At 34.3% G+C, this 14086-nt stretch carries 10 protein-coding genes and 2 tRNA genes; 3 read left to right on the plus strand and 9 right to left on the minus strand.

What is annotated here, in order from left to right:
- Positions 1-30: 30 nt before the first annotated feature.
- Positions 31-1509 carry an IMP dehydrogenase gene (gene guaB / locus O3633_RS06505; RefSeq protein ID WP_045762410.1) on the minus strand — a complete coding sequence of 493 codons (1479 nt, stop codon included), beginning with the start codon at positions 1507-1509 and terminating at the stop codon, positions 31-33.
- Between the two features lie 162 nt (positions 1510-1671).
- Complete coding sequence (gene trpS / locus O3633_RS06510) at positions 1672-2697, minus strand: tryptophan--tRNA ligase (protein ID WP_371620782.1); 1026 nt, start codon at positions 2695-2697, stop codon at positions 1672-1674.
- A gap of 206 nt (positions 2698-2903) precedes the next feature.
- On the opposite strand from trpS, the gene O3633_RS06515 reads away from it, so the two are divergent.
- Positions 2904-4526 (plus strand): ATP-binding cassette domain-containing protein, encoded by a 1623-nt coding sequence (locus O3633_RS06515; RefSeq protein ID WP_045762408.1) that lies wholly within the window; start codon positions 2904-2906, stop codon positions 4524-4526.
- Between the two features lie 61 nt (positions 4527-4587).
- The gene (locus O3633_RS06520; protein WP_371620783.1) at positions 4588-7137 is read left to right on the plus strand and encodes a YfhO family protein; all 2550 of its coding nucleotides are present in this window, start codon (positions 4588-4590) and stop codon (positions 7135-7137) included.
- 31 nt (positions 7138-7168) lie between these two features.
- Here the strand turns inward: O3633_RS06520 and O3633_RS06525 are convergent, their stop codons facing one another.
- Positions 7169-9832 (minus strand): YhgE/Pip family protein, encoded by a 2664-nt coding sequence (locus tag O3633_RS06525; RefSeq protein ID WP_371620784.1) that lies wholly within the window; start codon positions 9830-9832, stop codon positions 7169-7171.
- A 128-nt stretch (positions 9833-9960) separates the two neighbouring features.
- On the opposite strand from O3633_RS06525, the gene O3633_RS06530 reads away from it, so the two are divergent.
- Positions 9961-10503: a TetR/AcrR family transcriptional regulator gene (locus tag O3633_RS06530; RefSeq protein WP_371620785.1), complete on the plus strand. Its 543-nt coding sequence runs from the start codon at positions 9961-9963 to the stop codon at positions 10501-10503.
- A 218-nt stretch (positions 10504-10721) separates the two neighbouring features.
- Here the strand turns inward: O3633_RS06530 and O3633_RS06535 are convergent.
- The 6 genes from O3633_RS06535 to rlmH all read right to left on the minus strand — a co-directional run bounded on the left by O3633_RS06535 (position 10722) and on the right by rlmH (position 13903).
- A tRNA-Asn gene (locus O3633_RS06535) sits at positions 10722-10795 on the minus strand.
- Positions 10796-10915: 120 nt separating this feature from the next.
- A complete protein-coding gene (gene comE, locus O3633_RS06540; RefSeq protein WP_049530388.1) occupies positions 10916-11668 on the minus strand; it encodes a competence system response regulator transcription factor ComE in 753 nt (250 codons plus the stop codon).
- Complete coding sequence (gene comD / locus O3633_RS06545) at positions 11665-12984, minus strand: competence system sensor histidine kinase ComD (protein WP_371620786.1); 1320 nt, start codon at positions 12982-12984, stop codon at positions 11665-11667. The genes comE and comD overlap by 4 nt, the downstream gene beginning before the upstream one ends.
- Before the next feature lie 28 nt (positions 12985-13012).
- On the minus strand, positions 13013-13141 hold the full coding sequence (locus O3633_RS06550; RefSeq protein ID WP_080982632.1) for a bacteriocin: 129 nt from the start codon (positions 13139-13141) through the stop codon (positions 13013-13015).
- 165 nt (positions 13142-13306) lie between these two features.
- Positions 13307-13380, minus strand: a tRNA-Arg gene (locus O3633_RS06555).
- 43 nt (positions 13381-13423) lie between these two features.
- Positions 13424-13903 (minus strand): 23S rRNA (pseudouridine(1915)-N(3))-methyltransferase RlmH, encoded by a 480-nt coding sequence (rlmH, locus tag O3633_RS06560; RefSeq protein ID WP_000695942.1) that lies wholly within the window; start codon positions 13901-13903, stop codon positions 13424-13426.
- Positions 13904-14086: the final 183 nt, after the last annotated feature.

Below are 14086 nucleotides of genomic sequence, written 5' to 3' on the forward strand. Positions count from 1 at the left end.
AAAATCTCCTGTTTTACAGGAGATTTTTTATTACATTGAGTAGTTTGGTGCTTCATTTGTGATTTGCACATCGTGTGGATGGCTTTCTTTTAGACCGGCACCTGACATTTCGATAAATTGAGCATTATCATGCAATTCTTTAAGGTTAGCTGCACCACAATACCCCATACCAGATCGGATACCACCAATCATTTGGAATACGATATCAGCTGCTGCTCCTTTGTAAGCAACACGACCTTCAATTCCTTCTGGAACGAGTTTATTTGCTTCATTGACAGAGCCTTGGAAGTAACGGTCGCTTGAACCTTTCTTCATTGCAGCGATTGAACCCATACCACGGTATGTCTTGAACTTACGTCCTTGGAAGATTTCAGTTTCTCCTGGAGCTTCATCTGTTCCTGCAAACATTGATCCAAGCATTACTGCATTTCCACCAGCAGCAAGGGCTTTTACAATATCTCCAGAATACTTGATTCCACCATCAGCAATGATTGTTTTGCCATATTCACGTGCAACTGCTGCTGCATCATAGATAGCTGTAACTTGTGGAACTCCTACACCTGCGATAACACGAGTTGTACAGATTGAACCTGGCCCAATACCAACTTTAACAACGTCAACTCCTGCATCATAAAGGGCACGCGCACCTTCAGCAGTAGCGATGTTCCCAGCAATCAGTGTACGGTCTGGGAAATGGGCACGGATTTCAGCGATTTTACGAAGAACCCCTGCAGAGTGTCCGTGTGCTGTATCGATGACAATTGCATCTGCTCCTGCTTCAAAGAGGGCTTCAGCACGTTCAAAAGTATCAGAAGTTACACCTACCGCACCTGCAACTAGAAGACGACCGAACTCATCTTTTGCAGCATTTGGAAATTCGATTACTTTTTCAATGTCTTTAATCGTAATCAAGCCAGAAAGTCGACCTTCTTCATCAACCAAAGGAAGTTTTTCAATACGGTGTTCTTGAAGAATGCTCTCAGCTGTTTCAAGATCTGTTCCAACAGGAGCAGTAACAAGATTCTCGCTGGTCATATGATTTGAGATTGGTTGATTGTAATCTGAAATAAAACGAAGGTCTCGGTTTGTTAAAATACCAACCAATTTACGATTTTCAAGAGTTTCAACCACTGGAACACCACTGATACGGTAACGTCCCATGAGTTCATCTGCTTCTGCAATTGTATGCTCTGGAGTCAAGAAGAATGGATCAATGATAACACCATTTTCAGAACGTTTTACCTTACGAACTTCATCTGCCTGCTGTTCAATAGACATATTTTTATGGATAACACCAAGACCACCTGCACGCGCAATAGCAATAGCCATTTGGCTTTCTGTTACAGTATCCATGGCTGCTGTAATAATTGGGATATTTAAAGTCAAATTATCTGCCAATTTTGTTGTTAAATCCGCATCATTAGGCAATACATGACTCTCTGCTGGAATAAGCAATACATCATCAAAGGTAAAACCTTTTTTCAAAAATTTAGTGTCCCAATTAGACATTGAAGTTTCCTCTTTTCTTTCTTTTTGAGCTTGACGCTTTTTGTATTGTATCTATCATACCATTCTATGAAAATTTGTCAATTATATTGATAACAGATAATGTAAAAAAACTATCCCTTTAACTTTAAAGAAGAGATAGTTTTAGAGTTCGTATTTTATCTATTAATGAAAGTAATTTAGACCCATTGCTGATTTTACTTCTGATAGCGTTTGGCCAGCAACTTCTCGAGCTTTTTCACTACCTTTTTCAAGCATATTATACACTTCACCCATATCTTTGGCATATTCAAGGCGGCGTTCACGGATTGGACCAAGTTCACGTTCTAGGATTTCCAGTAGATAACGTTTAGTCTTTACATCACCTAAACCTCCACGTTGATAATACTCTTTCATGTCAGCAATTTCTTGAGCATCTTCAGGACGTCCGAAAACATCTAAATAATGGAATACCATATTTCCTTCAATCTTACCTGGATCCTCGACACGAATGTGATCTGGATCTGTATACATACTCATTACTTTCTTACGCAAAGTATCTGCATCATCTGACAAGTAGATACCATTATTAAGCGATTTAGACATTTTGGCATTTCCATCAAGACCAGGTAAGCGACCTGCTCCTTCATTTTCTGGATAAATTCCTTCTGGTTCTACTAAAACATCACAATTATAGGCATGGTTGAATGAACGCACAATTTCACGAGTTTGTTCAATCATCGGTTTTTGGTCTGTACCTACAGGAACATAGTTAGCCTTAAAAGCTGTGATATCTGCTGCTTGAGCAATTGGATAAACTAAAAATCCAGTTGGAATACTTTCTCCAAATCCTTTCTGAGCAATTTCTGTCTTTACAGTAGGATTACGCTCCAAACGAGCCAAAGACACCAGATTCATGTAATACATAGACAACTCTGCCAATTCTGGAATTTGACTTTGAATGAAAATCGTTGATTTATTAGGATCTAATCCCACTGCAAGATAGTCCAAGGCAACATTCCCAATAGACTCTACAATAGTTTGTGGATCTTTTGCATGGTCAGTTAAAGCTTGCTGGTCAGCCAAAAAAACAAACATGTCATATTTATCTTCTTGCTGTAATAAGACACGATTTTTTAAACTACCAACGTAGTGCCCAATATGTAATTTACCCGTTGGACGATCTCCTGTTAAAATAATGGGTTTATTCATCTTATTCTCCTTTGATATGGTCCTTTCAATTATAGCATTTTTTTGATAAAAAGACAGATAAATTTTTTTATCAAATAATTACGATTTCAACTACTCAACTGTAAACTATTTGTAAACATCCTTTACAAATAATTGACAGATAAAAATTTGAATATTTGCTGATTTTCTAGTAGAATTAGAGTATTACATATAATAGGAGAAAAAAATTGCTAACAGTATCTGATGTTTCACTACGTTTTAGTGATCGCAAACTTTTTGATGAGGTCAACATTAAATTTACAGAAGGAAACACCTATGGTTTAATTGGTGCTAACGGTGCAGGTAAATCAACATTTTTAAAAATCTTAGCTGGTGATATCGAACCTACAACTGGTCATGTTTCTCTTGGACCTGATGAACGTCTTTCTGTGCTTCGTCAAAATCACTTTGACTATGAGGATGAACGTGTTATTGATGTTGTTATCATGGGTAATGAAAAACTATACAACATCATGAAAGAAAAAGATGCTATCTATATGAAAGCAGACTTTACTGATGAAGATGGAGTTCGTGCAGCTGAGCTTGAAGGAGAATTTGCTGAACTAGGTGGTTGGGAAGCTGAGAGTGAAGCTTCACAACTCTTGCAAAACTTGAATATCCCTGAAGATCTTCATTACCAAAATATGAGTGAACTAGCAAATGGAGATAAAGTGAAAGTTCTCCTTGCTAAAGCCTTGTTTGGTAAACCAGATGTTCTTCTTCTAGACGAGCCAACCAACGGTCTTGATATCCAATCTATTACTTGGTTAGAAGATTTCTTGATTGACTTTGATAACACCGTTATTGTCGTATCCCATGACCGTCACTTCTTAAACAAAGTATGTACTCATATGGCCGACCTTGACTTTGGAAAAATCAAACTCTATGTCGGAAACTACGATTTCTGGAAAGAATCTTCTGAGCTTGCTGCTAAATTGCTAGCAGACCGTAATGCAAAAGCAGAAGAAAAAATTAAGCAACTCCAAGAATTCGTTGCTCGATTCTCTGCTAATGCTTCTAAATCAAGACAAGCAACATCACGTAAGAAAATGCTTGATAAGATTGAACTTGAAGAAATTGTACCATCTAGTCGTAAATATCCATTTATCAACTTTAAAGCTGAACGAGAAATCGGTAACGACCTCTTGACAGTAGAAAATCTATCTGTCAAGATTGATGGCGAAACTATTCTTGACAACATCAGCTTTATCTTGCGTCCAGGTGACAAGACAGCTCTTATCGGACAAAACGATATCCAAACAACTGCTCTCATCCGTGCTATTATGGGTGATATCGACTATGAAGGAACTGTCAAGTGGGGAGTTACAACTAGTCGTTCTTACTTACCAAAAGACAATTCAGCTGATTTTGCTGGGGGTGAATCTATTCTTGACTGGTTGCGCCAATTTGCAAGTAAAGAAGAAGATGACAATACCTTCTTGCGTGGTTTCCTTGGTCGTATGCTCTTCTCTGGAGATGAGGTTAACAAACCTGTAAATGTCTTGTCAGGAGGAGAAAAAGTGCGCGTGATGCTATCGAAACTCATGCTTTTAAAATCAAATGTTCTAGTACTTGACGATCCTACTAATCACCTAGATTTGGAATCTATTTCAAGTTTGAACGATGGATTGAAAAACTTCAAAGAATCTATCATCTTCGCCAGCCATGACCATGAATTCATTCAAACATTGGCTAACCACATTATTGTCCTATCTAAAAACGGTGTAATCGACCGTATCGATGAAACCTATGATGAATTTTTAGAAAATGCTGAAGTACAAGCAAAAGTCAAAGAACTTTGGAAAGACTAAATAATACTTTAAAACTCAGTTGGATTAACCAACTGAGTTTTCTAACATTCTATGAGGTAACATGAAAACATTTTTCAGAAACTATTGGACCTATCTTATTTCTTTCATCATTCCCCTAGTGATTATGTTCGGAGTCTATCTTTCTCAAGGTATCTACTGGAATAGTGATACTTCACCTTTATTAGGGGATGGATTTCATCAATATGTTATTTTTGATCTTAATCTTCGTAATATTTTACATGGGAGTGATAGTCTATTTTATACTTTTACCAGCGGTCTAGGTCTCAATTTTTATGCCTTGTCCAGTTATTACCTTGGTAGTTTTCTATCTCCTCTTGTTTATTTTTTTGATGTATCAAGCATGCCAGATGCAGTTTATCTTTCAACCTTGTTGAAATTTGGCTTGATAGGTCTGTCAACCTTTTTTAGCTTGAGTAAACTATTTAAAAATATACCAGCCTCACTTCGATTAGCTTTATCTACCTCATATGCTTTAATGAGCTTTACAGTTAGTCAACTTGAGATTAAAACCTGGTTAGATATTTTTATTTTAATTCCCTTAATTTTAACTGGTTTACATCTACTCATAACGAAAAAAAAACGTATTCTATACTTTACAAGTTTGTCAATATTATTTATCCAAAACTACTATTTTGGTTATATGACTGCCCTGTTTTTAGTAGTTTGGTATTTTTGCCAACTTTCCTGGGATTTTAAAAGTCGCAAGTATTCTTTTCTTGATTTTTTCCTAACATCCTTACTCGCTGGTTTAACAAGTTTCATCATGACACTCCCAACCTTGTTTGATTTAAGAACTCATGGTGAAAAACTAACCGCTATTACAAAAATAAAAACAGATACCAGTTGGTATCTAGATCTATTCGCTAAACAATTCATTGGTGCTTTCGATACAACTAAGTATGGTTCCATCCCAATGATTTTTGTTGGCCTCCTTCCTTTTATCTTAACAATTGTATTCTTTACATTAAAATCAATTAAGTTTCACGTGAAACTATGCTATGCAACTCTACTCATTATCATCATTGCTAGTTTTTATCTAGAAGCCTTAGATTTATTTTGGCAAGGAATGCACGCGCCAAATATGTTTCTTCATCGCTATGCGTGGATTTTCTCTACTCTTTTAATTTATATATCAGCAGAAGTTTTTAATAGAGTTAAAGATATAAAATTGTGGAACGTTTTATTCTCAATAACTTTACTTTTATCTGGCTATCTGGCAACCATTTATTTTAAAAATCATTATTCGTTTTTAACTAAATTAAATATACTCTTAACGCTTGAATTCTTAGTGGTATACTTACTGTTATTATTGGCACTTATTAAAAAACTGATTTCTCCAAAAATCTTTTCAATTCTTATTTTGATATTTACAATAAGTGAAATTAGTTTTAATACTTCATCTCAACTAAATGGAATTACGAAAGAATGGGGATTTGCTTCTCGTAGTACCTATGATAAAGATATTCCAAGTATGGAAGCTATTTTGAAGTATACCAAACAGCAACCAGATACATTTACACGAACTGAAAAGTTACAAACTCAAACTGGAAACGATAGCATGAAATTTAACTACAATGGCATCTCACAATTTTCATCTGTTCGTAATCGTTCTGCAAGTACAACGTTAGATAAGTTGGGTTTTAAATCTTCAGGTACCAACCTTAATCTTCGTTATGCAAATAATACTATCATTGCAGATAGTTTATTTGGAATCAGCTACAATATTTCTGAAGCCTATCCAGATAAATATGGTTTTCATCCAAGCTATCAAAAAGATAATCTAACCCTTTATAAAAATCAATTCGCTCTCCCAATTGCTTTTGCTACACAGTCTCTTTACAAAGATGTAACTTTTAATGACCATACTCTTGATAACCAAACTCAATTTTTAAATCAAATTGCTGGCTTAAATGAAGAGTACTTTTATCTGATAAATCATCATACAGACTCTGGTGACAGCGTGGTCAATCTAAACGGAACTGATACTGAAGATGCAACTATCAGCTACAGCATTGAAGTACCTGATAATAGTCAGGTTTACCTTTCCATGACCAAGCTAAATTTTTCAAATGATAAGAAAAAGCAAGTTGACATCATTGTCAATGGTGAAAAAAAATCCTTTACCACAGATAATGCTTTTACATTTTTCAATCTTGGATATACAGAACATAAACAAACTTTTGATATCCAAGTTAAGTTTCCAGGAAATGCTCAAGTATCATTTGAATCTCCAACTTTCTATCGCTTAGATACTAAGAAATATACGGAGGCTATACGCAAAATAAAAGAAAATCCAGTAGAGGTGAGCTCTTATAAAAATAAAGTCACTGTAAATTATAAGGTAAAGAATGAGACATCGATCTTTTTCACAATTCCATACGATCAAGGATGGTCTGCTTATCAAAATGGTAAAAAATTACAAATTCAACAGGCACAAACTGGATTTATGAAAATTGATGTTCCTGAAGGTGAAGGAACTATTACCCTTTCCTTTATACCAAAAGGATTTGTTGCTGGAGCAAGTTGTTCTCTTATAGCCATTATTGTCTTTATTTTTTATGATATTCAAAGAAAAAAATATTCTAGATAAAAAAACTATCGACCGAATTGGTCGATAGTTTTTAATCTTCTTCAACTTTTTTAGGTTGGTAAGCAAGCATTCCTAAAGCAACAAAAATCATTACTGTAAAGATAAGGAAAATAATCTGACTATGAATATTACCTGTCATAGAAATGGTTTGTCGTAAACCTGAAACTGAATAACTCATTGGTAACCATGGGTTAATAGTTTTAAAGAATTGATTCGTCAAAGCTAAAGGATAAGTTCCTGCACTTGATGCTAATTGAAGGAGTAATAAAATTAAGGAGAAGAAGGCGCCTAGGCGAGAATTCCAGGTTGTCAATGCTGTTACCATCGCCATGAAAGCAAGACTGGTTAAAATAATCAAAGCAAAGGTCTTGAATTCGTGAACTGCAGTCAGTCCGATTAAATGTACTCCACCATAAACTAATACTCCTGCCAAACCAGCAATGATACCGTTAATTTCAAAGCGAGACTTAAACCAGGCCCAGCGACTTTCTGGATGGCGCCCAGAAGGCAATTTAGCAAAAATCATATTAGTTGAAATAGCAGCAACAAAAAGAGCAACTGATATCATATATGGAGCCATGGCAATTCCATTAACTGCTACTTGATCCTTATCAGTTTTTGAAAGACTTAGAGGATCAGCTAGTAAATCTGCATTTGTTGGTTCAGTTGAAGCCTGTTTCAATTGCCCCTCAGCCTCTGTCAAACCTTGATTTAATTGACTTGAACCATCACTTAATTTTCCAAGTCCTGATTGTAGAATTTCTGATCCTTGAGCAAGTTGATCTGCTCCACTAGCTATTTTTTCAGAACCATTAGATAGTTGATTTGCACCAGAAACTAGCTGGTCTGATTTATCAGCTAATTGTTGAGAGCCCGCTTGTAATTGATTAAATCCAGCGGTTAAATCTGATGTTTTATTATTTACTTGGTTGACACCTGATGCAAGTTTATCAATTCCTGTTGCTAATTCTGGTGCATTCTCTGCTAACTTAGCAGTAGCACCTGTCAATGTTGAAGATTTTTCTGTCAACTGATTAGAACCTTGTAGCAACTTATTGAAACTTCCTGTCAAGTTCGAATTTTTCGAACTCAACTGACTTGCTTCTAAAGCTACTTGGTCTACAGATTTTGTGTAGTTGTCAATACCAGATGTAAGAGTTTGACTAGCTGGCAATAATTGACCATCAATTGCTGTTTGAACCTGTGTTAATCCACTTGACAAACTTATCAATGTTGAAGAAGCAGTTGGTAATAATTGACTTGAGCGATTCTTTAATTGAGTTAGACTATCTGTTTGAGTGGTTACATTTTCTAAAGAAGATTGTAACGTTTGAACTGTAGTTAAAATTGTTCGTGCTGACTCACTAGTAGAAGATGATGGATTAGAAACCACAGAAGTTATCTCTGCCTGTTGGTCAGGAGTTAAGCTTTGATAAGCACTAGTAGATTGAATAGCTGACAAAGTAGTTTCTTTTTCAGCTTGATTTGAAGTAATGATGCTTTGTGCTGAATTTGCAATCGTTAATAGACTACTAGAAAGCTGGTTTGTTACTTGTGTTATCTCTCCACTATTTGCTGTTTGAATATTTTGAATAGCTTGATTAAATTGCTCTAAACTAGTTGCTAATTGTTTAATCTGATCTTTTTGTTGGTTTGCCCCATTTAATTGAGTAGAAAGTTCTTGAATACCTTGATTAAGTTTTGTTAATCCTGTACGTAGAGTCTCTGATTTAGTAGAAATCTGATTTGCACCTGATGATAGACTTTGAACTCCATTTGTATAAGTATCAATACCAAGTGAAAATTGATTTAATCCTGAATTTAATTGAGAAACACCACCTGTATAGGCTTGTGTGCCTGAATCAAGTTGAGTCAATCCTGATACCAGTGCCGGTGTCTGTGAATTCAGTTGGTTTAATCCATTGTCAATTTGTGAAATAGCGCTGGTATATTGATTTAAACCAGTATTAAAATTACCAAGACCAAGATTTAACTGATTTACACCAGCTGTATAGGTTCCTAAACCTGTAGATAATTGATCAGCACCATTAGAAAATGTGAGACTTGATTGAGATAAGGTTTGAAGATTGGTTGTTAAGGTTTGACTCCCATCCGAAAGTTGATTCGAACCATCAGACAACTGTAAACTTGCATTTGCAGCTTGAGATAAACCAATTTTTAAATCACCCATCTTTTTAAATAAAGCTTTAGTATAAGATTGAGTAACATTAGTAGCCACTGTCTGTTTCATTTGTGTCATGGCAGAATCACTCATCTTGCTTGCAATAAAACTATGACCACTTGATGTCTGATAGTCAATCGTCATCTGTTCAGGATGATTTGTAAGGATAGAAGAAGCTTTCTCAGAAAGATTACTTGGCAACGTTACAACCATGTAATAATCTCCATCCCGCAGTCCTCTCTCTCCCTCACCTTCATCTACAAAATGAAAATCCAGGCTATTACTATCTTTTAAATTAGACACCATGTCTTCACCAATAGTGAGTTTTTCACCATTATAAGTAGCAGCTTGATCCTTATTAACAATTGCTACAGGTAACTCCGAAAGTTTACCATATGGATCCCACATTGATGATAAGAAAATGATATTGTAAAGAGCTGGAATTAAGGAAATTCCTATCATGACAATAATAAATGTCGGTTTTTTAAAGATTGCTTTCCATTCTTTAAACATATTGTCTCCTTTTTTAAACTACTTGTCTAAATTTTTGATATAATAGATTATACATCAAAAAATTAAAAAGACAAGATAAAAAAACTATTTTTAAACACATTGTCTAAAAATGTTCATATGGAGGGAACATGCAAGAAAGTAATAAACGATTAAAAACCAAGCGTATTATCGAAAATGCCATGGTAGAATTATTGATGGAACAACCATTCGATCAGATTACAACTGTTAAATTAGCACAAAAAGCTGGAATTAGCCGCTCCAGTTTCTATACTCATTACAAAGATAAATACGATATGATTGAACATTACCAAAGTAAACTATTTCATACCTTCGAATATATCTTTCAAAAACATGCTAATCACAAACGAGATGCTATTCTAGAAGTATTTGAATACTTAGAATCAGAACCGCTTCTAGCAACTCTTTTATCTGAAAATGGAACCAAGGAAATTCAAAATTTCTTGAGAAATAAACTTCACATCATACTGAGCACAGACCTTCAAAAACGTTTTATGCAACTCAAACTGAATGAAATAGAATTAGAATACAGTAGCGTCTACCTGACAAATGCTCTCTTTGGAGTCTGTCAAACCTGGATTGCCCACGGAAAAAAAGAAAGTCCACAAGAAATCACGGACTTTTTGATGAAAATGTTAGGGGATACAAATTAATAAAAAGCTCTATAATAGTTATAGGAAATCAAACCCCTATGGATATTATGGAGCCTATTTTATTGTTCTTATTAGGCTAAAACTAATGCAATACAATTTCATTAGTTTTATTTTCGGACACAAATCATTATTTCTCCGTATGTTAGGTATGTCTCCCCTCGTTACATCAGACAAAGAATCAAAAAAAAGAACACCAAATTAGTGTTCCTTTCATCTGACTCCGCCAGTAGGACTCGAACCTACGACATCATGATTAACAGTCATGCGCTACTACCAACTGAGCTATGGCGGATTAAATAGTCCGTACGGAATTCAAACCCGTGTTACCGCTATGAAAAGACGATTTCTTAACCAACGGACCCTCTACCTGTAGCAGATATAACCATTATATCAATTTATCAAAAATTGTCAATTACTTTTTTTGGTTTTTAGCCATTAGTTCTCTCAATTTTTTAGTTTTTAGGCGAGAGATAGGACAACGATGATCTTCATAAAATACAACTTCCATTTTTTTACGATCAATTTCTCTCACATTACCGATATTGACTAAAAATGACTTGTGAGCTAGATAAAAACGTTGGGTTTCTTTATCCTTTTCTTGAATATCTGTCATTGTTCCGTAGAATTCTTTTGCAAAATTCTTACCTACAATTCGTAATTTATGAGAAGTTCCAGTTGTCTCAATGTAGAGAATATCATGATAAGGAATACAAAGATCATTTCCTTTATAACTATAATCAAAATAATCAACGACTGATTGGTTTTCAAGTAAAGTAGTTTTAGTGTAAAGCACACAGTCGGCAACTCTATTTTTAAAAACTTGATCACTAGTTTCTTTATCAATGAAATCCAATGCTGAAACTTTGTATTTATAAGTCAAGGTAGCAAATTCAGATCGACTTGTAATAAAAACAATAATGGCATAAGGATTGCGGTGACGAATAAATTGAGCAACCTCAAATCCTTTTCTCTCAATCCCATTGATATCAATATCTAGAAAATAAAGCTGATTGACTTCATCATGCTCTACATATTCCATAAATTCTCTTACTTTTCCTGTTGTTTTATAGGAGATAGGAATATTCGTTTCCTTAGAAATTTTATTCAGAGTTGTTTCCAATCTTACTTGGTGTTCTATAATATCTTCTAAAATCAATACTTTCATATCAGTTCCCTCTTAAATCTAATCACTTGTTTAAATACATCATTATCAATTTCTGTTTCTAAAATAACATTGTCATATTTTCCTAAAATTTCTTTAACATTATTAAGTCCAAGTCCTCTATTTCTTCCTTTAGTTGAAAATCCTAATTCAAATAAATCTTCGGATTTTACATTTCTTTTTTTACAAGAGTTTTGGATGACAACTAGGGTTTCAAGATCCAACTTGATGATAGCTACCTCTAGTTGTTTTTGATAGCTTTCAACTGCCCCTTCAACAGCATTATTGAGCAGAACGCTCATCACGCGCACCAAGTCTAATAATTCCATAGACAAAGGTGTGATGATATCTTTTACCTCTAGTGTGTACTCTACATCATTAGTTTTCGCATTGACAATAGATTGAGCAATCAAACTACGAAGTGCTGAATCCTCAATATTGTTCAAATCGAAATAAGTATACTTATCTGAACGTAATTTTTGATTCGCCTTTACAAGAACTTCACTGTAAACTCTGTCAATTTCTTGTAAATCTTTACTTTCGATCGCCATTCTTAAGCTGACAAGCATGCCTGTATAATCATGGCGAAAACCACGAATTTCATTATATAAGGCAACAATCTCATCCGTGTAAGTTTGTAAGTGTTTTTGCTCAAACTTCTTTTGTTCCAATTCGATTTCTTTTTCTATCTGAACTTTGTGAGAATTCATGGAAAAGAAGGTCAAAAGTAGACCAACAAAAACAATGGATGATAAAATACTTCCAAAACTGTTTAAATTGGGAAAAGTACTCACAATATCTGAAGTGAAAGAGACAACGTGTAGAAAAATAAATGTAAAGAGCACTTTCTTCAGAAAAGGATATAGATAGTCTTTATCAAAATATTTAAATTCGAGATGGAAATAAGAAACAACAACTTTAATAACCAAATAAGTTAAGATCAGGATAAATAGATAAAAATAATTGTTATACTTCAATGCAAACTCATCTCCTGTAATAGATGATAAGGTTACTGATAAAAAGTTATTGGTACTATTATATAAAAGAGAAAATAATAGACTGATAAAAATTCCCTTAGATTTCTCATACTTCTTAAATCCAACAAAGTAACCAAATAGGAGGAAAGGAAATAAAAATTTAGACAATCCAAAACTACTAGCAAATACCAAATAAGTACCTTCTTCCACTGTCAATTGTAGTAGAAAGATATAAATACTAAAAATACATTGTTCTTTTCTAGTTGCTTTACAAATCCATTTATAAATTTTAATAATAATAAAAACATAAAAAATAGCTATTACCACACCAAATAAATCCATTATGTTCTCCCTATCTTGCTTCAATAAACTACTTCTTCAGAAATATTTTATTTAAAAACTTAAAACTCCTAATATCCCCGCCTCTAATTTCCTGCAGTTCTTTTTCGTTCAATTGTTGGAAATCTTTCATTTGAGCAAAATCTGTATTCTTTTTCATAATATAAACTCCTATAATGTTTTTCTTGTAAATTAACTTACAAAAATATTATATAAAATCTACGATACCTATAGAGAATTATTTCTCAAATGCTCAAATTTTATTCTGAAATGTCAAATTTTTACAAAAAAAGCTGGGATTTTTTCCCAGCTTACGATTTAACACTGATCCCAGCAGGATTCGAACCTGCGACCGTTCGCTTAGAAGGCGAATGCTCTATCCAGCTGAGCTATGAGACCTTACTAATCTATCTTATCAAAAAAAGCTAGCTTAGTCAATCATCTATTTATGATAGGGAGAACCCTGTTGAATCGAAAACGCTCTATAAATTTGTTCTACTAAGACTAATCTCATTAGTTGATGAGGAAGCGTCAATCTACCAAAACTAACAGAGAGATTGGCTCTCTTTTTCACCTCTGGAGATAGTCCTAAACTCCCCCCAATGATAAAAGTGATTGTTGAAAATCCATTGATAGAAGCTCTTTCAAGCTGCTTACTGAACTCTTCAGAAGAAAAAGTTGTTCCTTCAATAGCTAAAACAACTACAAAATCACGTTCCCCTACTTTAGCAAGAATGCGGTTCCCTTCCAACTCCAAAATCTTTTGATTTTCAGATTCGCTGGCCCGATCTGGTGTTTTTTCATCAGCCAACTCAATCATTTCTAGATTAGCAAAGCGTGAAATTCTCTTAGAGTATTCTGCTATGCCATCTTTGAGATATTTTTCTTTCAGTTTTCCAACTGTTACCACTTTAATTTTCATTCTTCTATTCTAACATATTCACACTCAATTTCACATCTTATTCACAGATAAGATTTTGAAAAACTTCAATAAATTCACAGTTTTTCGAAAGTTATCCACAGATTGTGAAAAACTTTTTTGTTTTTAAGCTTGGATTAAGCTAGCTATTTTATACTTTCATTGATTAAAAAACATGGAGGCTTC

Origin of the sequence: Streptococcus sp. 27098_8_22, assembly GCF_041432415.1 — a bacterium.
Classification (GTDB): Bacteria; Bacillota; Bacilli; order Lactobacillales; family Streptococcaceae; genus Streptococcus; species Streptococcus pseudopneumoniae_M.

Coding starts and splice junctions, on each gene's coding strand:
- guaB (WP_045762410.1), bottom strand. CDS start 1,509: ATGTCTAATTGGGACACTAAATTTTTGAAAAAAGGTTTTACCTTTGAT.
- trpS (WP_371620782.1), bottom strand. CDS start 2,697: ATGAATAAACCCATTATTTTAACAGGAGATCGTCCAACGGGTAAATTA.
- O3633_RS06520 (WP_371620783.1), top strand. CDS start 4,588: ATGAAAACATTTTTCAGAAACTATTGGACCTATCTTATTTCTTTCATC.
- O3633_RS06525 (WP_371620784.1), bottom strand. CDS start 9,832: ATGTTTAAAGAATGGAAAGCAATCTTTAAAAAACCGACATTTATTATT.
- O3633_RS06530 (WP_371620785.1), top strand. CDS start 9,961: ATGCAAGAAAGTAATAAACGATTAAAAACCAAGCGTATTATCGAAAAT.
- comE (WP_049530388.1), bottom strand. CDS start 11,668: ATGAAAGTATTGATTTTAGAAGATATTATAGAACACCAAGTAAGATTG.
- comD (WP_371620786.1), bottom strand. CDS start 12,984: ATGGATTTATTTGGTGTGGTAATAGCTATTTTTTATGTTTTTATTATT.
- O3633_RS06550 (WP_080982632.1), bottom strand. CDS start 13,141: ATGAAAAAGAATACAGATTTTGCTCAAATGAAAGATTTCCAACAATTG.
- rlmH (WP_000695942.1), bottom strand. CDS start 13,903: ATGAAAATTAAAGTGGTAACAGTTGGAAAACTGAAAGAAAAATATCTC.